The sequence below is a fragment of the Dongshaea marina genome, assembly GCF_003072645.1.
Taxonomy (GTDB): Bacteria; Pseudomonadota; Gammaproteobacteria; order Enterobacterales; family Aeromonadaceae; genus Dongshaea; species Dongshaea marina.
In genome coordinates this window covers 2,076,128-2,099,700 of the sequence record NZ_CP028897.1, presented here as the reverse complement: position 1 = coordinate 2,099,700, position 23,573 = coordinate 2,076,128, and the positions used below count along the sequence as shown (strand labels likewise).

Below are 23,573 nucleotides of genomic sequence, written 5' to 3'. Positions count from 1 at the left end.
AGTGCTGCTACCTAAGGAGGATTCCGCCCCAAGGTTGAAGCAAGGGAGACGGTGTAATCCTCATTGTTTTCAGACAGGACATCATCTGTGATGGCGACGGTAAAATTGCCACTCAGCTGCCCCGCCGGGATGGTGAGAGTCGCCACCCCATCCGTGTAATCAACCCCCTCTCCCAGCGCCGTACCATCGGCATAATTAAGAGTCACCACCACATCCTGGGATCCGACCTTATCCAGGCTCACTGTGTAGTTCGCAACCCCTGCAGATTCTCCGACACTGAGATCGCCAGAGAGAGTGACTTGCGGACCGTCCAGGGCGCCACCACCATTTGTGTCATCCACAATTGTGGTGGTCACCGAAGTGCTGCTACCTAAGGAGGACTCCGCTCCCAAGGTTGAGGCAAGGGATACGGTGTAATCCTCAGCATTTTCAGACAGGGCATCATCTGTGATGGCAACAGTAAAACTGCCGCTCAATTGCCCCGCCGGGATGATGAGAGTCGCCACCCCATCCGTATAATCAACACCCTCTCCCAGCGCCGTGCCATCGGCATACTTAAGAGTCACCACCACATCCTGGGCCCCGGCCTTGTCCAGAGTCACTGTGTAGTTCGCAACCCCTGCAGATTCTCCGACACTGAGATCGCCAGTAAGGGTCACAACTGGGCCATCCAGAGCGCCACCACCACCGGTATCATCCACAATACTGGTGGTCACCGAAGTGCTGCTACCTAAGGAGGATTCCGCCCCCAAGGTTGAGGCAAGGGATACTGTGTAATCCTCAGCATTTTCAGAAAGAGCATCATCGGTAATGGCGACGCTGAAACTGCCGCTGAGCTGCCCCGCCGGGATGGTGAGGGTCGCCACCCCATCCATGTAGTCAACACCCTCTCCCAACGCCGTACCATCGGCATAGCTGAGGGTCACCACCACATCCTCGGCCCCGGCCTTGTCCAGGCTCACTGTGTAGTTCGCAACCCCCGAAGACTCCCCGACACTGAGATCGCCGGTGAGAGTCACAACTGGGCCATCCAGGGCACCACCTCCATTTGTATCATCCAAAATACTGGTGGTTACCGATGACTCTGTGCCTAGAGATGCCTTGCCTCCCGAAGTTGAAGCCAATGAAACCCTGTATTCTTCATGGCTCTCTGACAGGGCATCATCGACAATATCCACCGTAAAACTAACAGAGGTTTCACCGGCAGGAATAGTCACTGAGCTAACTCCCTCAGAGTAGTCAACACCACCGCCAATCGCTGTTCCCGGAGAGTAGTTGATATAGACGGTGATCGGTTCATCGCTCGGCCGATCCAAAGTGAGGGTGTAGAGAGCTTCTCCACCGGACTCATAGACTTGAGCCGGTCCAGACAGGGAGACGGTTGAAGCGGGTTTAATATACTCCACAGAATCTGTATGTTGAGCCTCGTGGACGTTTGATGGAGCATAAGATGTATCAAATCCCGCCTCTGCCAGGGTTTCATCGGCGGTACGTTCAAGAGTTACCCCTTGTTGAATACTATCTCTCTCCTCTGCACCGGATGTGGCGGTTTGTAAAACCCTGGTGAGATCTTCTCCAGCCGCAAGAGCCTGCTGCAGAGAGTCAAGATTCACTTCCCCCCGGCTAAACAGATAGGGAAAATCTGTATCATCGGTTGATTGAAAGCTAAAAACACTGCTCTCAGAGACTAGCTGGCTAAATTTCTCGCCCTGCAGCAACACAGAGCTTGCAGATCCGGTCACCACCATGGTGTTTGGAGAGATGGTCTGCCCAACCTCCAGCGGAAGCTCTTGCCCCCGGGAGTTGATCAAATAGGCATCACCATGAAGATGAGTGACAACACAACCGGCTATCTCTGTTGTTTGAGCCATGACCAACCCCCGGTTTCAATATCTGATCTTACGATCGCCTGCGTGCAATCTTACTGATCCATAGCCTAGTGTTGACCTGTCCCTGAACCTATAAGCCTAGTTAATTTTTTGAGATTCTGCACACCCACCAACCCACGGAGAAATAAGCTAGGGAACTCCCCTCTATCTAGTTTAGTCAAGCCAGCTCAATCAAGTGTACCGGAGGGAATCCACAGCTTTTGAGGGTAGCACAAAGCATTCAGAACGGTTGAGAAAATATTGATATCTCAATTATTTTTCATGTCGAAAAACAAAAAATGCAGCGGAAAGATGAAATATTATTCACATGAAATATTAAGAGGGATAATCATAATTAACAATATTACTCCTTTGGCTGAGTAATTCGATATCTCTGGTTAATCACTTCAGACCATATATTGCGTGATATACTCTGGTGCCTATCGTAAAACTCTTTTGAAAAAACCAGATACAAGCCTTCCTCTATGAATGGCTTTTCTGATTTGATAATTTTATTCTCAAGGTTCATCGCCTTCACTATTTTCTCACCCGAATGCTCCTCCATGATGACACCATCTGCTCTGCCCCGCTCTACCAGTTTCAAGGCAACTTCCAGTTGCTTTATATGAATATCACTTGCGTCAGCCTTTAGCCGCCGAAGCTTCTCTTCCGCTTTAGTCCCTGGAATGCTGATGATCCTCCATTTTCCACCATTGAATCTCTCACCATCCCAATTAATCTCTAAATCAGGGCGGTAGAAAAAAGAAAATCGAGCGATACCTATCTGATAATCCTTCATCGAGCTCCTTGATGAACCCGGGTAGGCCGCAAAACTCTCTCGTCCGGGATATAGACGGAAGGGAAGATAGCAATCGCCATATTGGACTTTAGATCAATTAAACACCGCTCCCATGGGCGTCTATATAAAGTGATTTTAATTCCATTCGTATTAAATGCAGCTTTTATTAACTCGACTAAACTACCCGGATTAGCCCTTACATAAGTATCCTCGCCAATAATATAGGGCGGGAAGCCGATATTTGGGTAACAAACCTTATTATTATCGGTCACGGCAAGCGCCGTCGTCAGTAAAATCACCAGCATCAGTTATAACCATGAGTTAATAACGCTTATTATGGTTTATGATACCTTTTTTTCAAGGCGTTTCCCCAAGGTCTTGAGTGTGCAACAACACTGCTCCTAAACCAGAAAAGCCCGGATAAACCGGGCTTAGGGAGTCCATTACAAAGGGAGTTATCTTTGCAAGACCTGCTGAACCTTGAGGCCTATCTCTGCGGGCGAACGAACTACATGAACACCGGCAGACTCGAGGGCCTGGAACTTGCTCTCAGCATCTCCCTTATTCCCCGCAATGATCGCCCCGGCATGTCCCATACGTTTCCCACTCGGCGCGGTTACTCCGGCAATATAGGAGATCACAGGTTTAGAAACATGCTCCTTAATATAAGCCGCCGCTTCCTCCTCGGCGCTGCCGCCAATCTCCCCGATCATCACGATTGCATGAGTCTCAGGATCGGACTCAAAGAGCTCGAGAATGTCAATAAAGTGCGAGCCTGGGATCGGATCCCCGCCGATGCCGACACAGGTCGACTGGCCCAGTCCAAGCTCAGTGGTCTGCTGCACCGCCTCATAGGTAAGAGTCCCGGAGCGTGAGACGATCCCTGTGTGCCCCTTCAGGTGAATATGCCCCGGCATGATGCCGATTTTGCACTCATCTGGGGTAATGACCCCGGGACAGTTGGGGCCTATCATCCGCACTCCCGCCAGATCCAGCTTCATTTTTACATCCAGCAGATCCAAAGTCGGGATCCCCTCAGTGATACAAACAATGAGCTTGATCCCGCCATCGATCGCTTCCAGAATCGCGTCTTTGCAAAACGGCGCCGGTACATAGATAACCGAAGCCTCGGCCCCTGTCTGCTCAACCGCTTCACGAACCGAGTCAAACACCGGAAGCCCAAGATGGGTCTCGCCTCCCTTGCCCGGAGAGACACCTCCCACCAACCGGGTTCCATAATCAAGGGCCTGCTGGGAGTGAAAAGAGCCCTGACCACCGGTAAATCCCTGACAGATCACCTTGGTCTGCTTGTTGATCAAGATACTCATGCACTCCTCCCGGCCGCTTCAACAACTTTGATGGCCGCATCGCTCAAGCTGGATGCGGTAATAAGATCCAATCCACTGCTCGAAAGGGCCGCAGCCCCCTCTTCGGCATGGTTACCCTCAAGACGGACCACCACAGGCACCGATACCCCCACATCCTGAACCGCACCGATAATCCCGGCGGCGATCAGATCGCAGCGTACTATGCCCCCGAAGATGTTAACCAGGATTGCGCTAACATTACTATCCGACAAGATAATCTTAAAGGCCTCAACCACCCGCTCACGGGTGGCACCACCACCCACATCTAGGAAGTTTGCTGGCTCGCCGCCATGAAACTTGATGATATCCATGGTTCCCATCGCAAGGCCCGCACCATTGACCATACAACCGATGTTGCCCTGCAGCGCCACATAGTTGAGCTCCCACTTGGAGGCCTGGTATTCGCGGTCATCTTCCTGGGAGCGATCACGCAAGTCATGTAACCTGGGCTGACGATAGATGGCATTGGCATCGACGCTAACCTTGGCATCCAGGCAGCAGAGTTTTCCCTCTTTGGTGATCACCAAAGGGTTGATCTCAAGCATCGCCAGATCCAGCTCTTTGTACATTTTGACGATGCCAAGAAACAGCTTGGTAAACTGCTTAAGCAGCTTCTTTTCCACCAACCCCAACTTGAAAGCAAGCTCACGAGCCTGGTAGGGCTGAGGGCCAACCAAAGGATCAATGGCAACGGTATGGATTTTTGCGGGATTGGTGCTGGCAACCGTTTCGATCTCGACCCCTCCCTCGCTGGAAGCGATGACAGCCATCCGCTGCAAAGATCGATCAACCACCACCCCAAGATAGAGCTCCTGAACACTCTCGGTACAAGCCTCGATCAGAATATGGTTGACTGGCTTTCCCTCATCGCCGGTTTGGTAGGTTTTCATCTCACGACCCAGCCAGTGATCCGAAAACTCCTTGATCTCAGCACGGGAGTGGCACAGCTTAACCCCTCCAGCCTTGCCCCGACCACCTGCATGGATCTGACACTTGGCAACCCATTGCTGCCCACCAATGCGCTCACACGCCTGTACCGCTTCCAGTGCCTTACCGACCACATAGCCCTCAGGCACCGGCATATCGTATTCGAGTAACAGGCGCTTGGCCTGATATTCATGAAGATTCATAATCCCAACGTCCTTTCGTCAAATAGAGGCATCACAGCCCCAAAGATAATGATCAACTACAACATCAGGCCTGTTGATCACGAGGCGGTGACTATACGCTCAGTAACAATCGATTCGGATCTTCTAAGAGCTCTTTGATCTTGACCAAAAAGCCAACCGACTCGCGGCCGTCAATGATCCTGTGATCATAAGAGAGCGCCACATACATCATGGGACGGATCTCCACCTGACCATTGATCGCTACCGGGCGATCCTGGATCTTATGCATCCCCAAAATCGCACTCTGGGGTGGATTGATAATCGGGGTCGACATCAAGGAGCCAAATACACCACCGTTAGTGATGGTAAAGTTGCCTCCCATCAGCTCTTCCACCGTCAGTTTGCCATCCTGCCCCTTCACGGCCAAGTTTTTGATCTGCTCTTCAATTTCGGCCATCGACAGCTGATCACAATCTCGCAGCACCGGTGTCACCAGACCCCGTGGCGTTGATACCGCAATGCTCACATCAAAGTAGTTGTGATAGACGATATCGTCCCCATCAATCGAGGCGTTCACTTCAGGATATTGCTTGAGTGCCTCAACCACGGCCTTCACATAAAAGGACATGAAACCAAGCCGGATACCATGCTTTTTCTCGAAAAGGTCACGATATTTCTTACGCAGCTCCATCACAGGCTGCATATCGATTTCGTTAAAAGTGGTGAGCATCGCAGTGCTGTTTTTCGCTTCCAGCAGTCGCTCGGCCACCCTTTTGCGCAAACGGGTCATAGGTACCCGCTCCTCACTGCGTGAAGCGGCCAGAGGCTTAACTTCAGGAGCCGAAGCAGAGGCTTTAGATATCTGGGCCAGCTTGGCTTCAACATCCTTCTTGGTCACCCGACCTGCCTTGCCGGTACCGGTAATTTTATCCAGATCCAGATCGTTTTCTGCAACCAGGCGACGCACGGTCGGGCTGAGATCACTGAGATCATTGGGCTTGAGGCGCTCACCTTCGGACACAGACTCAGCCGAAGCTTCCTTTGTAGCCGGCTTACTCTGTGCCTGTCCCGGCAACAGATTGGCCAATAGCTGACGCGCCAGGACCGTAGCCCCCTCCTCTTCAACAATCGAGTCGAGAACCCCGGTCTCAGGAGCCGGAACCTCCAGGACTACTTTATCAGTCTCAATATCAACCAGGACTTCATCCCGCTCAACAAAGTCACCCGGTTGCTTGTGCCAGGTCGCAACGGTTGCGTCAGCGACGGATTCGGGGAGATCTGGTACTTTAATTTCCACGCTCATTCATCTAATTCCTTACGACAATGATTGCTGGTTATTCAATCGTCAGAGCACTTTCAACAAGCGCCTTCTGGTTTTTAATGTGCACCGACATGTACCCCTCGGCCGAAGAGGCGGAGGCAACACGTCCTGCATAGCTTAACTTGGCGCCTTCTGGAAGGGCCTCGCGAATATGGTGTTGGCTACAATACCAGGCCCCCTGATTCTGCGGCTCCTCCTGACACCAAACAAAATCACGAACCTTGGCATAGCGACTTAAGATCTCACGAACCTCCTGATGTGGGAAAGGATAAAGCTGCTCGATCCGGATCAGCGCCACATCCTGCTGTTCATTGCGCCGGCGCTGCTCCAACAGATCGTAGTAGACCTTGCCCGAACACAGGACAATCCGCTTCACCCCTTTGGGATCAAGAGCATCAACCTCGCCAATCGCATTTTGGAACTGCCCCTCACTGAGCTCCTCCAGGCTGGAAACCGCCAGTGGATGACGCAGCAAAGACTTGGGTGACATCACAATCAGAGGACGACGCACCGGTCTTAACACCTGACGGCGTAACATGTGATAGACCTGTGCCGGCGTTGAAGGTACACACACCTGCATGTTTTGCTGGGCACACAACTGCAGGTAACGCTCCAAACGAGCACTGGAGTGCTCCGGTCCCTGCCCCTCGTAGCCATGAGGAAGTAGCAGGGTCAGGCCACACATCCGTCCCCACTTCTGCTCTCCGGAAGAGAGAAACTGATCCATCACCACCTGGGCACCATTGGCGAAATCACCAAACTGTGCCTCCCAGATGATGAGGCCTCTGGGTTCAGCTGTCGCGTAACCATACTCAAAAGCAAGAACAGCCTCTTCACTGAGGACGGAATCATAGACCTCAAACTTACCCTGTTCATTTGAGAGGTGGCACAGCGGAATATAGGTCGAGGCATCGCGCTGATGATGCAGCACAGCATGACGATGGAAGAAGGTTCCCCGTCCACAATCTTGGCCGGTGATCCGCACCCGGCTCCCCTCATCCAGCAGAGTGGCGTAAGCCAGGGTCTCGGCAAATCCCCAGTCGATCGGTTTTTCCCGGTTCGTCATCAAGCGGCGATCATCATAGATCTTCTTAACCCGGCTCTGCAGAGGGAAATCCTCGCTATAGCGGGTCATCGCCTCCCCAAGCTCCTGAAGTTTTTCAATGGAGCAGCCGGTCTGATAAGGAACATCCCACTCCTGGTTCAAAAAAGCGGTCCAATGGGTGTCCTGTTGCTCAGGCTCCTGCATCTCACGAACCATGGAGCGCTCCGACGAGAGTGCCTCACGATACAGATCCGCCATCGCATTGGTCTGCTCCAGAGTAAAGATCTGCTCCCGATCCAGCTTATCGGCGTAGATTTTTCGTGGTGTCGGGTGCTTTTTAATGGTCTGGTACATCAAAGGCTGAGTCGCATTAGGCTCATCCGCCTCATTGTGCCCATGACGGCGGTAACAGACCAGATCGATCACCACATCACGCTTGAAGGTGTTGCGATACTCCAGTGCCAGCTTGGTCACATAGGCCACCGCCTCAATATCATCGCCGTTCACATGGAAGATCGGCGCCTCAACCATCTTGGCAATATCTGTGCAGTAATAGGTAGAGCGAGCATCTGCCAGATTCGAGGTGGTGAAGCCGATCTGGTTGTTCACCACGATTCTCACCGTTCCCCCACCCCATAGGCGCGGGTTTGCGACATGTTAAAGGTCTCAGCCACCACCCCCTGTCCGGCGAATGCCGCATCACCGTGAATGGTGATCGGCAGAACCTGCGAGCCATCGGTGCATGAACGCCTGTCCTGACGTGCACGGACCGAACCTAAAACAACCGGATTGGCAATCTCAAGGTGCGAAGGGTTAAAAGCCAGCGCCAGGTGTACCGGGCCCCCCGGAGTCGCATAATCGGATGAGAACCCCTGGTGATACTTCACATCACCGGTTCCCCAACTGTCATCATGCTTACCGGCAAACTCATCAAACAGCTCCTGAGGCCGCTTACCCAGGACATTCACCAGAACATTGAGTCGTCCCCGGTGCGCCATCCCAATGACCGTCTCTTTGATCCCATCATCTCCGGCCTGGTAGATAAGCTCCCGGATCATAGGGATCAGTGCATCTCCTCCCTCAAGAGAGAATCGTTTGGCTCCCGGAAACTTAGCGCCCAGGTATTTCTCTAATCCCTCGGCCGCACTCAGACCTTCGATGAAGCGTCTTTTATCATCTTTAGTGAAGGTCCAGCGCCCTACCTCCGACTCCAATCGGTGCTGTAGCCAGTTTTTCTGCTCGAGATCACTGATATGGATATACTCAACCCCAACCGACCCACAATAAACAGACTCAAGCGAGTCAATTAGCTGGGAGAGATGCATGCTGGCCGGACCGGCCGAATAGTTCCCCACATGAAACTCATCGGCCAGATCACTCTCTTTTAAGCCGTGATAGTCAAGATGCAGGGCCTCAACTATTGGAGTAGCTTCCAACCCAAGGGATCCAGGTTAGCCCTCAGGTGACCACGGAGCCGGTAAGCATTAATTAGCTGCATCACCCTGGCCTGGCGCTCATCACCTCCCGGCTGCCCTGTCACTGGCTGCCTTGCCGGTGTCGCCAGATTTCGATAGTTGTCACGGATTTTAGAGTGGGGCTTCTCGACCAGATGCCCCTTCACTCTGGGCAGTTGGTCAAATAGCTCCCGCCACCTGGGGTCAACCTCCTCGGGATCATCGAGGTAAAGCTCATAGAGCTCTTCAACATAGGTCGCATTTGCCCCGGCCAGATACGATGATTCGAGCCACTCTTTCATTACGTCATTTCGCATCTTGCTTCCTTTATCATCTCTTCATGCCCTCTGCATCGCTTGGCTCCCGCTTAAGGGCTCAACAATAACTGCGTTGAAAAAGGCCGTATCAAACGGCCCGCTTTAATAGCATGGATTTAATATGACCGATTGCCCGGGTAGGATTGAGCCCCTTAGGGCAAACATCCACACAGTTCATGATCCCGTGACAACGGAACACACTATAGGAGTCATCCAGCTCTGACAACCGTTCCTCGGTCGCGCTGTCCCTGCTATCGATGAGCCAGCGATACGCGGCCAGTAAGCCCGCAGGCCCGACAAACTTATCCGGGTTCCACCAAAACGATGGGCAGGATGTGGAGCAGCAGGCGCAAAGGATACATTCATACAGACCATCAAGCTTGGAGCGCTCCAGCGGGGACTGCAGACGTTCCCGGGCTGGCGGTTGCTTGTCGCGGTTTTTCAGGTAAGGCTTAATTCGCTCATATTGGGCATAAAACTGCCCCATATCCACCACCAGATCCCGCACCACGGGCAAACCCGGCAGAGGGCGAACCACCACCCGGTTTCCCTTGGCAAGTAGATCGGATACAGGGGTGATACAAGCCAGACCATTCTTGCCGTTGATATTCATTCCATCGGAGCCACACACACCTTCACGGCAGGAGCGACGAAATGCCAGGGTAGGATCCTGCTCTTTGAGCAGCACCAGGGCATTGAGCAGCATCATGTCTGAGCCCTGAGGGATATCCAGTACATAATCGCGCATATAGGGTGCGTTATCTGTATCAGGGTTGTAGCGATAGATAGAAAAAGTGACGTTCATTGTCGATACTCCCTGAATCAATAAGCTCTGACTTTCGGTGGAAATGCCTCACGCACCTTGGGAGACATGTTGACCTCACGCTTGGCCATCTGCTCACTCTCGGGAAGATAGAGACTGTGGCACAACCAGTTTTTATCATCCCGCTCCGGATAATCAAAGCGGGTGTGGGCCCCACGGCTCTCGGTTCTGAAGTTTGCCGCCACCGCAGTTGCGTATGCCGTCTCCATCTGGTTATCCAGCTCCAGACACTCGATCCGTTGGGTATTAAACTCGCGACTGGTGTCATCCAATCTGGCATTTTGCAACCGCTCACGAATCACCTTGAGCTTCTCCAGCCCCTCGGCCATCGCATCACCTTCACGGAATACCGAGAAGTCGTTCTGCATGCACTGCTGCAGATCTTTGCGGATCTGCACCGGATCCTCGCCCTTACGGGTCCCTTCCCAACGATTAAAGCGTGCCAGCGCCGCTTCAATATCGGACTCACTGGCTTGGCGAGACTCGGTCATCGCATCCAGCGCCTCACCCAGATAAAGCCCGGTGGAGCGGCCAAACACGACAAGATCCAATAGCGAATTACCACCCAACCGGTTGGCACCATGCACAGACACAGACGCACACTCGCCCACGGCAAACAGCCCCTGGATCACCTGATCATTGCCCGCTTTATCCTGGGTCAACGCCTGACCATGAATATTGGTTGGGATCCCACCCATCATATAGTGACAGGTTGGAATAACCGGAATCGGCTCCTTGACCGGATCGATGTGAGCAAAGGTACGAGAGAGCTCACATACGCCCGGCAGGCGTGATTCCAGAACGTCTTTACCCAGGTGATCCAATTTGAGTTTGAGATAGGGTCCATCTGGCCCCTCAAAGGCACGTCCTTCACGGATCTCCTGCATCTCGGCACGGGCAACCACATCCCGACACGCCAGATCTTTGGCATTGGGCGCATAACGCTCCATGAAACGCTCGCCATCTTTATTGAGAAGGTAGCCCCCTTCGCCGCGGCACCCCTCGGTTACCAGGACCCCGGCACCGGCGATCCCGGTGGGGTGGAACTGCCACATCTCCATATCCTGCACCGGGACATTGGCGCGCAAGGCCATCCCCACCCCATCCCCGGTGTTGATATAAGCGTTGGTGGTGGAAGCAAAGATCCGCCCCGCACCACCGGTCGCCAGAACCACCGCCTTGGAGCGGAAGTAGACGAGTTCACCTGTTTCGATACAGATCGCGGTACAACCTACCACCTGATCATCCTGGTTCTTCACCAGATCCAGGGCATACCACTCAGAAAACAGATTGGTCTCATTTTTTATGTTCTGCTGATAGAGGGTATGTAACAGAGCGTGACCGGTACGATCCGCCGCCGCTGCGGTGCGAGCTGCCTGCTCACCGCCAAAATTCTTCGATTGTCCGCCAAAGGGGCGCTGATAGATGGTGCCATTATCAAAACGTGAGAAGGGCAGCCCCATATGCTCAAGCTCCAGGATCGCCTCGGGACCGGTCTGACACATATACTCAATCGCATCCTGATCACCGATATAGTCCGAACCCTTGACGGTATCATACATATGCCACTGCCAGTCATCCTGGTGTGCATTCCCCAGAGAGACGGTGATCCCTCCCTGAGCAGAAACGGTATGAGAGCGGGTAGGAAAGACTTTGGAAAGCAGGGCACAAGATTTGCCGGACTCAGAGATCTGCAGGGCCGCACGCATGCCTGCGCCCCCGGCACCAATCACCACGGCATCAAAATCATAGGTAGGAATCATAGGGTTATACACTCCACAGGACTGCGAGTCCTGACAGCAGATAGACCAACAAAACAATCACGATCACAAACTGCAACAGCATTCGCCAGCAATAGGGCTTGATATAATCAGACAGGACCTGCCATAAGCCGATCCAGGCATGAACCAGCACAGATAACAGGGCAAGCAGGGTAAAAACCTTGGTGAAGGTCATGGCAAAAAATCCCTGCCAGACAGGGTATGTCACCGAACTATGGCAGACAAAGAAACCAACCATATACAGGACATAAAGCAGGATAACAATCGCAGCGCCACGTAACAGGATAAAATCATGGGTTCCACTTCGCCCCAGTGATGCAGCATTTTTTACCATACCAACCCCCAGGACAAGATGGCCAACACGATCGCAACGATGAAAGAGACTTTGGCACTCATCTTGCCCGACTCCTTCTCCTCACAATACCCAAGATCCATGACAAGGTGCCGAACCCCGGCACAAATGTGATAACCCAAAGCGGTCAAAATTGCCCACAGGATAAATTTCACAAAAAAGTTATCGACCAGGCTGGCCACATGTGAAAAACCTTCGGGAGAGCTTAGAGACAGATTCAGTAACCATAGCAACACAGCCAAAGCAACAAAGATGATCACACCGGAAACCCGATGCAGAATCGAAGCAATCGCAGTGATAGGGAAACGAATCGTCGCCAGCTCAAGATTGACGGGTCGTTGTTTTTTATTCACGAATATTCACTCCATCGAGAGGTGCAGACAGACACAATCTCCTTGAAAAGACGTCTTGCGCGGCAACAGAACCGGTAAAAGTACATCTCCAGCAAAGTAAGCGGGGCTTGTGCTTCATTTGAACCGATTGGGACCGCGAAGCCAGTATACTCGCGGCCAACAGCAATTACAATCACATGACATTTACAAACAAAGGTGCAACCATTAACACAAAAAAGATACAGAGCAAGGCTGCTGAAGGGTGGTTCTGTAGTGTTATTACTCAAAAATCCAAGAAACACTGGGATTTTCGGCTTTGAAATGGGTTTGATGATGTTATTTATTTACAAAAATCTTTCATTTAGCTCTTTTAAAGAATTATATTTGCGGACAGATAGTGAGCAAAACGCCATCCGAAGGAAACATTTTATTTACAGATCACACAAAAAAAACCATCTTATTTGACATTTGACGACTGGATCGGTTGAAATAATCCCGATCGAAGCTGGCTCGCCGGATGAAATTTTCTCTCCCGGCCAGTCAGGCTCGACCTCATTTCCTCTGGATACCATATGAGAACAAGGAGAAGTACTATGGCTGAACAGAAAGCCACCCTGCAGCTTCCGGGATCGGAGCCAATAGAGTTTCCGCTCCTGTCAGGGACTGAAGGTCATGATGTTATCGATGTCAGAAAATTGGGTTCAAAGGGTTACTTTACGTTCGATCCTGGCTTTCTTGCGACCGCTTCCTGCGAGTCAGAGATCACCTATATAGATGGTGACAAAGGGATCCTTCTGCATCGTGGCTACCCGATAGATGAGCTGGCCGAATCAGCCGATTACCTCGAGGTTTGCTATATCCTGCTCTACGGTGAGGCTCCAACCAAACGTCAGTATGAAGAGTTCCGCCATATCGTCATGGAACATACCATGGTTCACGAGCAGCTGATGCGTTTTTATGCAGGTTTTCGTCGTGATGCACATCCAATGGCGATCATGTGTGGTGTCGTCGGCGCTCTGTCTGCCTTCTACCACGACTCGCTGGATATCAATGATCAGCGCCACCGTGAGATTGCCGCCTTCCGCCTCATCTCGAAGATGCCGACCCTGGCTGCCATGAGCTACAAATATTCTGTTGGCCAGCCATTTATCTACCCACGTAACAATTTAAGTTATGCGGGCAACTTCCTGCATATGATGTTTGCAACCCCCTGCGCCGACTATGAAGTGAACCCGGTCGTCGAGCGGGCAATGGATCGGATCTTTACCCTGCACGCCGATCACGAACAAAATGCATCCACCTCCACGGTTCGTCTAGCTGGCTCTTCCGGTGCCAATCCATTTGCCTGTATCGCGGCCGGTATCGCCTCCTTGTGGGGACCCGCGCACGGTGGTGCAAATGAAGCCTGCCTCAAGATGCTCGAAGAGATCGGCTCGGTGGACAAGATTGATGAGTATGTTGCCAAGGCAAAAGATAAGAATGATCCATTCCGCCTGATGGGCTTTGGCCACCGTGTCTACAAGAACTACGATCCTCGCGCAACCGTGATGCGTAAGGCTTGCCATGAGGTTCTCGATGAACTTCAGATCAAGGATCCACTGCTGGATGTAGCGATGAAGCTGGAACAACTGGCACTCTCTGATCCCTACTTCGTCGATAAGAAGCTCTATCCGAATGTGGACTTCTATTCCGGGATCATCCTCAAAGCGATCGGCATTCCAACCTCAATGTTTACCGTAATCTTTGCCCTGGGGCGTACCGTTGGCTGGATTGCCCACTGGAACGAAATGCACTCGGATCCGGATCAGAAGATTGGCCGACCACGTCAGCTGTATAAGGGACATCCAAAGCGTCAGTTTGTCCCGATGAAAAAGCGTTAGTCAGAAACCATAAAGAGCCATCCTGAGATGGCTCCTCTGGATAAAAATAAAGCCGCATCTTTGCGGCTTTATTGTCGATTCCTCAATGATTATCCGCGAGCGGGATCTTCATGTGATGAGTAATCCCGCATGAAGCTTTCTGCGGTTTCAACCATGGCCGAAGAGCCGACAAAGAATGGAACACGCTGGTGTAGCTCGGTGGGTTCAATATCCAGGATCCGCCCAAAACCATCACTGGCTTTGCCACCCGCTTGTTCGGCTAGCATAGCGATCGGGTTGCACTCATAGAGTAAGCGCAGCTTTCCCTGAGGGGCACTGGCCGTTGAAGGGTAGATGTAGATCCCACCTTTGAGGAGGTTACGGTGAAAATCGGAAACCAGAGAGCCGATATACCGAGCCGAATAAGGCCTCTGAGTTGCATCGTCACGCTCCTGGCAGTATTTGATATATTTTTTGACCCCATCGGGAAACTTGATGTAGTTTCCTTCGTTGATCGAGTACAGGGTACCGGTTTCAGGAGTACGCATATTTTCATGGGAAAGACAGAAACACCCGATGGAAGGATCATAAGTAAAGCCATGAACCCCCTGCCCCGTGGTATAAACCAGCATGGTCGATGAACCATAAACAATGTAGCCGGCAGCAACCTGCTTTCGGCCTGGCTGTAGAAAATCATCCAGGGTCACAGGGGTTCCGACCGGGCTGACCCTGCGATAGATCGAAAAGATGGTTCCAACAGAGACATTCACATCAATGTTGGATGAGCCATCCAGGGGATCCATTAAAACAACATATTTTGAATTTGAGGTGTGCTCCGGGTTAAACGAGACGAAATCCGGCTCCTCCTCGGAGGCGATACCACACACCTCGCGACGCGCTTCCAATGCAGCCTTAAACTGCTCATTGGCATACAGATCAAGTTTTTGCTGATCCTCTCCCTGGACATTGGTTGAGCCTACGCCTCCCTGAATATCAGCAACCAACCCAGCTTTATTGATCTCCCTGTTTACCACCTTCGCAGCAAGGCGAATCGACGAAAGCAAAGAGGTCAACTCCCCCTTAGCCTCCGGATAATGCGCCTGCTGTTTGACGATATATTCACCCAGGGTCATCATTCGTTGTTCCATAGTCCTTTCCATCTGTCGAGATCCCTTGTCTCTGCTCCTGAAACCGTTTGCAGAAACTAGTTTTAAAAAATCGCACGGGGCGATCGAGTTGGTAAGCTAATGTAATACAAAAACCTTTTTTTAGGCAGTGAAATAACTCGCTCAAACCAAACCGCAAATTTCTTTAAAAACATAGACATACCACCCGAAGTTCAAAATATAGACATCCCAACAAAAACTAAACAGCAAAATGTAAAGTAACCATAAGTAACAAACAGTAAATCACTCCGGACAAAAACAATCCATCAATTACCTATATAAATCATAGATGTATGGCTGGAAAATCCCTGGCTAAATCCCGGATATTTTCAGGATTGAGGAGCTGCTCCTGTTTAGACTCTGAGCGGATATGCCAGCTCTGTCTGGCTCCACTCACCGATTGCCGTTGATAAAAATCTCAATCCGGCACTGATGCTCCTTTGGCTGGTCCAACCCCAGGGTCTAAAATCTACGCCCCTCTACCCGATTGAACGCCCGTAGCTCTCTTAAGCCCAGCTCAATCATGACGCCCAAATCAGGATACCCAGCTTCAGGATTATCCTGAGATGTGTAGTGCTGAATTGAAAAGGTGTTGCTATAGAGGAGCAGCGGATTATCTGGTGATGTCTGGAAACTGTTGTTGATCTTTGGATTCATGCGTTACCAGCGCGCAGTAAATCCGATTATCTTCCATGAGATTCCTTGCCAGCTCAACTTCCAGCTTCACGTGCGTTGCTCCGAAAGCAACTTACCCATGGGATCTCTACTGCCGCCTCCCTGCAGCAGAAGCTCGATGATGTTGGAACCAGCACATCTTAGATATCGGCAATAGATCTGAAACATGTCCCTGTGATGTTAAAACCTGCACATCATCATATCCGCAATGGATTTGAGATATTAGCGTTATATAAACCTGGATCTGAAAAATTAACCCATTCAGGAGTATGTATTAACATGATGGATTAAACTCTGAAACACAGCTTATCCATTAGGGTAACCAGAAGAAAAGTATATATTTTACCCGTTTCAGCCCAACAGTGTGATCAAAGCACTATTTTTATAATAAAAATCACTTTTTCTTTCATAAAGTGTGATTCTGCTCGCCCTTTTTTATAATAAAAAACGTATTCTTCGACTCTCTGCTTTTTATTCAATTTTTTCTCTGCAGATAATAATAAAGGACTCAACACGTGACTGATATAACCTCTTCAAAAGAGATGAATGATAATTCATCCGCCCTTAAAAATGGACACATGATGATACCAAGTGGATGCTTGGCCTATTTGGAACCGCCGTCGGCGCAGGTATTCTATTTCTCCCGATTAATGCGGGTATGGGGGGCTTCTGGCCACTTATTTTAATGACTGTTCTGGTAGGACCTATGACCTACCTTGCTCATCGAAATCTGGCTCGATTTGTTTTATCCTCCAAAAGTGGCGGTGATTCAAATATAACCAATGTTGTTGAGGAACATTTTGGATCGTGCGGCGGAAAGCTGATCACAGTTTTATATTTCTTTGCAATTTACCCTATCTTGTTAATTTATGGTGTTGGGGTTACAAATACAGTTCAGAGTTTTATTGTTCACCAGCTTCATCTTCCTGAGGTCAACCGCCCTCTGCTCTCTCTCATCCTGATCGGAGCCCTGATGGGAGTGATGCTCACCGGTGAAAAGCTGATGCTGATCGTGTGTGAATTCCTGGTATATCCATTGATCCTGATTCTGCTGGGCCTCTCCCTTTACCTGATCCCTCACTGGAGCATGACCTCACTGAATGTGATCCCCACCGGCGGCAGCTTTGTCAAAACCCTGTGGTTGACCATACCTGTGCTGGTGTTTTCTTTTAACCATTCCCCCGCTATTTCGCAATTCTCTGTGTCCCAGCGTAAAAAGTTTGCCGATAAGGCCAGTCAGAAAACCGATACTATTTTGCGGCGTAACTCTTACCTGCTGTTATTCTTTGTCATGCTATTTGTATTCTCCTGTGTCCTGAGCCTGACCCCGGCTGAGTTACAGCAGGCGAAAGCTGAAAATATATCGATTCTTTCATTCATGGCCAATGAAAGTGCCAGCCCAGTCATCTCCTACCTTGGGCCAGTTATCGCTTTCATCGCAATCGTCTCCTCATTCTTTGGGCACTATCTTGGAACCCGGGAAGGGCTAAACGGAATTATCAGCCAACAAGCTCAAAACTTTGGTAAAGAGATCACTCAAAAGAAAACCAATCTGATCACAAATCTATTTATTCTGATCACCCTATGGATCGTTGCCATCATAAACCCAAGCATATTGGATATGATCACCTCAATCGGAGGTCCGATTATCGCGATGATCCTCTTCATCATGCCGGTTTATGCGATTTATAAGGTTCCAGCTCTGCAAAAATATCGTAAAAATGCCTTTGCCAATGCCTTTATCTGCATCATGGGACTCGTTGCTATCTCAGGCCTACTGTATAGCATGTTTTCCTAAGCGCTTGAGTTGAATCGCAAGAACAGAGACAGGGATCCGATTCTTGTCTCTGTTTTCTTGATCTGGCTCAAGGACGGGGTAATATCAGGACAATCTTGTGGCCAACAGCAGATATCCATCGCCAGGGCCACGCGCCAGCAGGGAAAGATAAAATGATTAGCGTTTTTGATATTTTTAAGATTGGGATCGGGCCGTCAAGCTCTCACACCGTAGGCCCAATGAAGGCCGCCAAGCTGTTTATCGACCAGCTCAGAGCATCCCGAAAACTGCTCCAAACCACCCACATCCTGGTTGATGTATATGGCTCCCTCTCCTGGACAGGTAAAGGACACCATACGGATCGTGCGATTTTACTGGGTCTGGCCGGAAACCTCCCGGAAAAGGTGGATCTGGATAAGATTGACGACTTTTTGCAAAGAGTCGAGACCCAACAGCAGCTGCCACTGGGGGAGGAGGCGCACCCGGTCAGCTTCCCATCATCGGCCATGGTATTTCACGATGAAGCACTCCCCCTGCACGAAAATGGCATGACCCTGAGTGCTTTTAAGGAGGATGAGCTGCTGCTCAAAGAGACCTATTACTCAGTGGGTGGCGGATTAATTGTCGATGAAGCACATTTTGCCTCTGAGCAGAAAAGCTCAGGAGCCGGACCGCATGTTCCCTACCCCTTTAATAGCGCCGAACAGCTATTGAGCCTCTGCCAGGAGCACGGACTGTCCATCGCATCCCTCATCATGGAAAATGAAAAGATCACTCATTGTGAGCCTGAAATCCATAAAAAGCTCGCAGCGATCTGGCAAGTGATGGAGCAAGGCGTTGAGCGAGGCTGCCACACCGAAGGAGTTCTACCCGGCCCACTCAAGGTCACCCGTCGTGCAGCCGCACTGCATCGCAAGCTCACCAGTGGCCTAGGGATGAGCAATGATCCCATGAGCGTCATCGACTGGGTCAACATGTTTTCCCTGGCGGTGAGTGAGGAGAATGCCGCAGGTGGACGCGTGGTCACAGCCCCAACCAATGGCGCTGCCGGGATTATTCCGGGAGTCCTCTCCTATTACAACAAGTTCGTCCACCCTCTCACTGAGCAGGATATCTCGCGCTTTTATCTAACCTCCGGGCCATAGGGATGCTCTATCTGATGAACGCCTCCATCTCAGGGGCAGAAGTCGGATGCCAGGGAGAGGTGGGGGTGGCTTGCTCGATGGCTGCAGCCGGCCTTGCTGAGTTATTTGGTGCCAGCCCCGAGCATATCTGCGCCGCCGCTGAGATAGCGATGGAACATAATCTTGGACTCACCTGCGATCCAATTGCCGGCCAGGTCCAGGTTCCCTGTATCGAGCGAAATGCGATTGCGGCCGTTAAGGCGATCAATGCCACCCGGATGGCCCTCAATCGCACTTCTAAACCCAGGGTTTCTCTGGATAAGGTGATCGAAACCATGTATGCCACCGGCAAAGATATGGATCCAAAATACCGGGAGACTTCCAAAGGAGGTCTGGCAATCAAGGTGATCTGCCATTAATTACAGACCGGCCAGAGCTTAGCCAAGGCAAGGCAGATTGGCCAAAACTTCTTGCGTCCACTCCTGCTGTGGGCGCTGTAACTGCTGCTGAAGTTGCGCCTTACTCAGTGAGGGATTACACAGGCTGATAAAATCAAGCATATACTGGCGAAGAAACCGATGGCGGCGAAACATGATCACCCCCACTTCATCGGGAAAATCAAACCCCAATGAAAGCACTTTGAGCCCAGAAGCCAGAGGCCTGTCTGCTAACAGAGTTCCGGGGATGATCCCAACTCCGGCCCCCTGTTCAACATACCTGACCACCAGCTCCAGATCACAAACCGAAGAACCGATCGTCGGCTCAACCCCCTGCTCACGGAAAAAATTCTCGATCCCAGACAGTCGCCCACAACTTGAAACATATGCAACCAGGGGGTAAAGAGCTATATCTCCAAGAGTTAGCTCGTTACGCTGGGTTAAAGGGTGCTGCTCAGGGGCGATCAAAACCCGTTTCCAGCGACAAAAAGGGATCCCGATAAGCTCCGGATGATCAGAGATCGGCCAGGAGCTCAGGGCAAAATCCGCCCGTCCGGAGAGTAGCCGCTGCAGCATCTGCCTGGGTGAATGCTGGTGAAGATGGATCACCACCTGAGGATATTGCTCCTTAAAATGCCCCACCAATTGAGGCAGTAGATAACGAGCATGCAGATGTGACATCGCAATGTCCAGCTTGCCATGCTCCGGAGCCAGGTGCTCCCGGGCTAACCTGCGAATATTCTCAACCTGCAGCAGGATCTGCTCGGCCTGGGAGATCACCTCCTTTCCCACATCCGTGATCTGCACAAAGTGCTTGCCACTTCGCTCAAAGATCTCAATATCCAGCTCATCCTCCAGCAAACGGATCTGCTTACTGATCCCGGGCTGAGAGGTATAGAGGCTTTCCGCGGTCAAAGAGACATTGAGATCATGTCTTGCGACTTCTACGATATAGCGCAACTGTTGAAGCTTCATGGCGACCAACAACAATTAGGGGTCCTGTTATACTTATAGTCCAAGGTCAAAGGAATTTATCGGACAGTTTGATCGACTCCGAATTTCACAATGGATTGTAGGATGAATAAAGCTGACAAAGGACCTGATTTCACTGACTTCTTAGTGACCGCTGTCCATGACATGAAAAATACTCTCCACCTGTTCTCCCAACGCATAGAACTGTTACTGGACGATCCCCTTCCGGAAAGAAGTAAGCAACAACTCAATGCCCTGTACCGGGAGAGTAACCAACTGCATGCCTCACTGATAAACCTTCTTTCTCTGTATCGTGTCGAACACCAGCAACTTGCTATCACCACCGAGGAGATCTTTATCGCCGAGCTTATTGAGGAGCAGCTCTGCCAGCTCAACATTCACCCGAATATTGAACCCATCACTGTGACCAATCGAGTCGAAAGCGAGCTGACAGCCCTGGGCGATCCTGTGTTAATTGGCTATGTTCTGAATAACGCCCTGCTCAATGCTCTGCGCTTCTGTCATCATCAGATCCTGATCCAGGCGTATCAGGCCGACGAGGGGGTTTTCATTGAGATCTGTGATGACGGCTCGGGCTTTCCTCAGTCGACCCTAGACAGGAGTCATACGCCGACTCAGGGCCTTGGCCAGTACCATTGCGGATTAGGGCTATGGCTGGCCAGGAAAATTATGGATACGCATCAACACAAACAGACCCATGGCAAGATTGAGCTGACCAATGGTGGTGAGTTAAAAGGTGCCATTTTTCGCCTGTTTCTACCCTAGTCTGGGAGTTTGTTGTAAGATCAGTGTATTAGCATCGGTTTCGCTCAACTGAATTTGGGAGCGCCTTATGATTCTGACCCTAGTGCTGTTAGCGATTGGAGCCCTACTGTTCCTCATCATCGCTTACAACATTGTTCAGCAATATAAACAGAAAGTTGAACAGGAAAAGCGTTCCCTGGTTGCGAAGCAAAAGGTGATCATCGATGAAACCGACGAACTCCTGCTCAACGCCAACCGCATCCCCTACAGCAAAACCCTGGTCCTGTTGATGCAACAGCGGATCCACGATGCTCTTCAATTGATCCAGGATACAGACCCAAGCTATCGGCAACTCACCCAGCGTCTGGTTGATGTCAAAAATCAGATCGCCAACATCAAAGAAAACTACACCGCCCAGGACGATAAGTCATTCCGGGCCCCCAGCAATGATCAGCAGACGGTTCAGATGATGAAGGTGCTGAAAAAGCTGCGCGCCGTACTGCGGGCCGAATACAATAAGGGAAAAATTGATCCCCAGGGTTATGTCGCCCAGGACCGACGCCTCGAAGTGATGTTGCTCAAGCTCAACCTGGAGAGTCTGTTCAAGCGAGCCGCTACAGCCAAGATGACCAAACAGTGGGGAACCGCCAAGCAGCAGATCTCTAAAGGGATCAAGGTGCTCAGTGCCATGAGTGATCGGGACAACTACCTGAACAAGAAACTCCAGGAGCTGCAGGAGATGCAAAAAGAGATCGACACTCACCTGCAGCAGGCCAGCAAACAAGAGCTTCAGGATATACAGGATAAAGAGACCAACGAGCTGGATGTCCTGTTTCAGCCCAAGAAAAAATGGTAGCCCATTTCTGGTAAGCCGAATGAGACATCCTGGGTGGATGTCTCTTTCTTTTCAACTCCCCCTAATCAAACCATGAGGCCCCGATGAAGCCACCAAGCATTTTATTTGTGTGTATGGGTAATATCTGCCGCTCTCCCACGGCTGAAGCTGTCATGCGTGACAAGATCAGTACACTGAAACATCCCCCTTTGGTTGACTCAGCGGGAACCATAGGGTTTCACCAGGGAAAGCCCGCCGATCCCAGAGCTCAGGATGCAGCAAAAAAGCGAGGCTATGATCTGTCGGCCCTGCGGGCAAGACAGGTGACCCAGGCCGACTTTGAGACCTTTGACTATATCCTGGCTGCCGATCGAGACAACCTTGAAGATCTAAGTGCAATCTGCCCCGAGCAATATCGCAGCAAACTCCGACTGCTGCTCAGTTATTCAGGCAGTGACATTCAGGAGGTTCCGGATCCCTATTATGGCGGTGAGCAAGGATTTGAGCAGGTCCTTGATCTGATTGAAGATGCCTGTGATGGGCTCATTGAGGCGATCCAGGTTTCGAGTCGCAGTAACTGACTGGCTGTCCGGGGTATCCCTTGGTATGCTGATTAAATAGAGGAATACACAAGAGGCTTACGGATGAGCCACCCTAGTTACTGTTTATCCCTGTATTCAACCACCAATAAGCGAGGACTCTATCTGTTAGGCTTCTCTGTGCTTCCCCTCCTGCCACTGCTGATGCCTCTTGAGCTCCCTGTGATGAATACCCTGTTGCTGCTTGGCGCAGCCTGCTGCCTGATTGGGGCCGCAATCATCTTACTGATGCGCCCGAAAGTCCTGTTGCAACTGACCAATGAGCGTCTCTATTACCTGTGCGGCTTTTATCACTGGTCACTGCGCTGGAGCAATATCAAGAAGCTGCATTTTCCCCCTCACGAATATTCGCGACTGAACTGTCTGGCCCTTGAGCTCAAAGATCATGACGAACTGCTCCAGTCCATCACTCCTGAAACCGCCTCCTGGCTGCTGGCGGAGCAACGCCCCGCCCTGCTCTCCGTCATGCATAAACGGGGGATCGCCCGTTCTGTGTTATTTGAGCAGGGGCAGTTTCGCAGTCACAAAGGTCACACCTACCATGGTGTTATCGCCATGCTTGGGTGGCGGATGCAGAAACTCCAGAGTCTGACGGGATGTGGCCTGTGGATCACCAGTTTTAAAGCCTCCTCCCTGGGTAAAGATCAGCTCAATGCCCACTCACAAAAAAGCCAGCATCAGGGAGCGACACTATTCCCTGAGAGGGACTCTCAGACAGAAAAAATAAAAACTTGCAAACGCTCGGTTTGACAGTACTGAACTGACAAACGCTATAGTGTAGGAAGAGCTTTATCAC

At 51.0% G+C, this 23,573-nt stretch carries 18 protein-coding genes and 2 pseudogenes; 7 read left to right on the top strand and 13 right to left on the bottom strand.

Features of this window, described 5'->3' with window-relative positions:
- Positions 1-11: 11 nt before the first annotated feature.
- From DB847_RS10085 to sdhC, 11 genes and pseudogenes are all read right to left on the bottom strand, one after another.
- Positions 12-1,871 (bottom strand): retention module-containing protein, encoded by a 1,860-nt coding sequence (locus DB847_RS10085; RefSeq protein ID WP_108650563.1) that lies wholly within the window; start codon positions 1,869-1,871, stop codon positions 12-14.
- A 361-nt stretch (positions 1,872-2,232) separates the two neighbouring features.
- Positions 2,233-2,667 (bottom strand): type 2 periplasmic-binding domain-containing protein, encoded by a 435-nt coding sequence (locus DB847_RS10080; protein ID WP_108650562.1) that lies wholly within the window; start codon positions 2,665-2,667, stop codon positions 2,233-2,235.
- The gene (locus DB847_RS10075) at positions 2,664-2,972 is read right to left on the bottom strand and encodes a hypothetical protein (RefSeq protein WP_108650561.1); all 309 of its coding nucleotides are present in this window, start codon (positions 2,970-2,972) and stop codon (positions 2,664-2,666) included. Before DB847_RS10075 ends, DB847_RS10080 begins: the two co-directional genes overlap by 4 nt.
- 150 nt (positions 2,973-3,122) lie before the next feature.
- Positions 3,123-3,995 (bottom strand): succinate--CoA ligase subunit alpha, encoded by an 873-nt coding sequence (gene sucD / locus DB847_RS10070; protein ID WP_108650560.1) that lies wholly within the window; start codon positions 3,993-3,995, stop codon positions 3,123-3,125.
- Positions 3,992-5,164 (bottom strand): ADP-forming succinate--CoA ligase subunit beta, encoded by a 1,173-nt coding sequence (gene sucC / locus DB847_RS10065; RefSeq protein WP_108650559.1) that lies wholly within the window; start codon positions 5,162-5,164, stop codon positions 3,992-3,994. The genes sucD and sucC overlap by 4 nt, the downstream gene beginning before the upstream one ends.
- A 91-nt stretch (positions 5,165-5,255) precedes the next feature.
- Positions 5,256-6,446, bottom strand: a complete 1,191-nt coding sequence (gene odhB / locus DB847_RS10060; RefSeq protein WP_108650558.1) for a 2-oxoglutarate dehydrogenase complex dihydrolipoyllysine-residue succinyltransferase — start codon at positions 6,444-6,446, stop codon at positions 5,256-5,258.
- Positions 6,447-6,477: 31 nt separating this feature from the next.
- Positions 6,478-9,280, bottom strand: a pseudogene (gene sucA / locus DB847_RS26370) (2-oxoglutarate dehydrogenase E1 component).
- Positions 9,281-9,368: 88 nt separating this feature from the next.
- A complete protein-coding gene (locus DB847_RS10050; RefSeq protein WP_108650557.1) occupies positions 9,369-10,085 on the bottom strand; it encodes a succinate dehydrogenase iron-sulfur subunit in 717 nt (238 codons plus the stop codon).
- A gap of 17 nt (positions 10,086-10,102) precedes the next feature.
- Positions 10,103-11,866, bottom strand: coding sequence for a succinate dehydrogenase flavoprotein subunit (gene sdhA / locus DB847_RS10045; RefSeq protein ID WP_108650556.1), 1,764 nt, complete (start codon positions 11,864-11,866; stop codon positions 10,103-10,105).
- Positions 11,867-11,870: 4 nt separating this feature from the next.
- Complete coding sequence (sdhD, locus tag DB847_RS10040) at positions 11,871-12,218, bottom strand: succinate dehydrogenase, hydrophobic membrane anchor protein (RefSeq protein WP_108650555.1); 348 nt, start codon at positions 12,216-12,218, stop codon at positions 11,871-11,873.
- Positions 12,212-12,589, bottom strand: coding sequence for a succinate dehydrogenase cytochrome b556 subunit (gene sdhC, locus DB847_RS10035; protein ID WP_199911793.1), 378 nt, complete (start codon positions 12,587-12,589; stop codon positions 12,212-12,214). The genes sdhD and sdhC overlap by 7 nt, the downstream gene beginning before the upstream one ends.
- Positions 12,590-13,161: 572 nt before the next feature.
- Here sdhC and DB847_RS10030 point away from each other — a divergent pair.
- Positions 13,162-14,448, top strand: a complete 1,287-nt coding sequence (locus DB847_RS10030; protein WP_108650553.1) for a citrate synthase — start codon at positions 13,162-13,164, stop codon at positions 14,446-14,448.
- 89 nt (positions 14,449-14,537) lie between these two features.
- Here the strand turns inward: DB847_RS10030 and fbp are convergent, their stop codons facing one another.
- Positions 14,538-15,575 carry a class 1 fructose-bisphosphatase gene (gene fbp, locus DB847_RS10025; protein WP_407644443.1) on the bottom strand — a complete coding sequence of 346 codons (1,038 nt, stop codon included), beginning with the start codon at positions 15,573-15,575 and terminating at the stop codon, positions 14,538-14,540.
- Between the two features lie 1,288 nt (positions 15,576-16,863).
- Between fbp and DB847_RS10015 the strand changes: the two genes are divergently transcribed.
- Together DB847_RS10015 and DB847_RS10010 are read left to right on the top strand one after the other, a co-directional pair.
- Entirely contained in the window at positions 16,864-18,066 is a 1,203-nt protein-coding gene (locus DB847_RS10015; RefSeq protein WP_108650550.1) for an aromatic amino acid transport family protein, read from the top strand.
- 152 nt (positions 18,067-18,218) lie between these two features.
- Positions 18,219-19,588 (top strand): annotated as a pseudogene (locus DB847_RS10010) (L-serine ammonia-lyase).
- A gap of 18 nt (positions 19,589-19,606) precedes the next feature.
- Here DB847_RS10010 and DB847_RS10005 read toward each other — a convergent pair.
- The gene (locus tag DB847_RS10005) at positions 19,607-20,596 is read right to left on the bottom strand and encodes a LysR substrate-binding domain-containing protein (RefSeq protein WP_234418551.1); all 990 of its coding nucleotides are present in this window, start codon (positions 20,594-20,596) and stop codon (positions 19,607-19,609) included.
- An 87-nt stretch (positions 20,597-20,683) separates the two neighbouring features.
- Between DB847_RS10005 and DB847_RS10000 the strand changes: the two genes are divergently transcribed.
- The 4 genes from DB847_RS10000 to DB847_RS09985 all read left to right on the top strand — a co-directional run bounded on the left by DB847_RS10000 (position 20,684) and on the right by DB847_RS09985 (position 23,527).
- The gene (locus DB847_RS10000; protein ID WP_159084521.1) at positions 20,684-21,364 is read left to right on the top strand and encodes a sensor histidine kinase; all 681 of its coding nucleotides are present in this window, start codon (positions 20,684-20,686) and stop codon (positions 21,362-21,364) included.
- 67 nt (positions 21,365-21,431) lie between these two features.
- On the top strand, positions 21,432-22,199 hold the full coding sequence (locus DB847_RS09995; RefSeq protein WP_108650547.1) for a DNA repair protein: 768 nt from the start codon (positions 21,432-21,434) through the stop codon (positions 22,197-22,199).
- Positions 22,200-22,282: 83 nt separating this feature from the next.
- Positions 22,283-22,759, top strand: coding sequence for a low molecular weight protein-tyrosine-phosphatase (locus DB847_RS09990; RefSeq protein ID WP_108650546.1), 477 nt, complete (start codon positions 22,283-22,285; stop codon positions 22,757-22,759).
- A gap of 63 nt (positions 22,760-22,822) precedes the next feature.
- Positions 22,823-23,527: a DUF2982 domain-containing protein gene (locus tag DB847_RS09985; RefSeq protein WP_108650545.1), complete on the top strand. Its 705-nt coding sequence runs from the start codon at positions 22,823-22,825 to the stop codon at positions 23,525-23,527.
- The last annotated feature ends 46 nt before the right edge of the window (positions 23,528-23,573 follow it).

Bases quoted from the DNA above. Each gene is read 5' to 3' on its own strand.
- DB847_RS10085 (WP_108650563.1), bottom strand. From the start codon at position 1,871: ATGGCTCAAACAACAGAGATAGCCGGTTGTGTTGTCACTCATCTTCAT.
- DB847_RS10080 (WP_108650562.1), bottom strand. From the start codon at position 2,667: ATGAAGGATTATCAGATAGGTATCGCTCGATTTTCTTTTTTCTACCGC.
- DB847_RS10075 (WP_108650561.1), bottom strand. From the start codon at position 2,972: ATGCTGGTGATTTTACTGACGACGGCGCTTGCCGTGACCGATAATAAT.
- sucD (WP_108650560.1), bottom strand. From the start codon at position 3,995: ATGAGTATCTTGATCAACAAGCAGACCAAGGTGATCTGTCAGGGATTT.
- sucC (WP_108650559.1), bottom strand. From the start codon at position 5,164: ATGAATCTTCATGAATATCAGGCCAAGCGCCTGTTACTCGAATACGAT.
- odhB (WP_108650558.1), bottom strand. From the start codon at position 6,446: ATGAGCGTGGAAATTAAAGTACCAGATCTCCCCGAATCCGTCGCTGAC.
- DB847_RS10050 (WP_108650557.1), bottom strand. From the start codon at position 10,085: ATGAACGTCACTTTTTCTATCTATCGCTACAACCCTGATACAGATAAC.
- sdhA (WP_108650556.1), bottom strand. From the start codon at position 11,866: ATGATTCCTACCTATGATTTTGATGCCGTGGTGATTGGTGCCGGGGGC.
- sdhD (WP_108650555.1), bottom strand. From the start codon at position 12,218: ATGGTAAAAAATGCTGCATCACTGGGGCGAAGTGGAACCCATGATTTT.
- DB847_RS10030 (WP_108650553.1), top strand. From the start codon at position 13,162: ATGGCTGAACAGAAAGCCACCCTGCAGCTTCCGGGATCGGAGCCAATA.
- fbp (WP_407644443.1), bottom strand. From the start codon at position 15,575: ATGGAACAACGAATGATGACCCTGGGTGAATATATCGTCAAACAGCAG.
- DB847_RS10015 (WP_108650550.1), top strand. From the start codon at position 16,864: ATGCTTGGCCTATTTGGAACCGCCGTCGGCGCAGGTATTCTATTTCTC.
- DB847_RS10000 (WP_159084521.1), top strand. From the start codon at position 20,684: ATGAATAAAGCTGACAAAGGACCTGATTTCACTGACTTCTTAGTGACC.
- DB847_RS09995 (WP_108650547.1), top strand. From the start codon at position 21,432: ATGATTCTGACCCTAGTGCTGTTAGCGATTGGAGCCCTACTGTTCCTC.
- DB847_RS09990 (WP_108650546.1), top strand. From the start codon at position 22,283: ATGAAGCCACCAAGCATTTTATTTGTGTGTATGGGTAATATCTGCCGC.
- DB847_RS09985 (WP_108650545.1), top strand. From the start codon at position 22,823: ATGAGCCACCCTAGTTACTGTTTATCCCTGTATTCAACCACCAATAAG.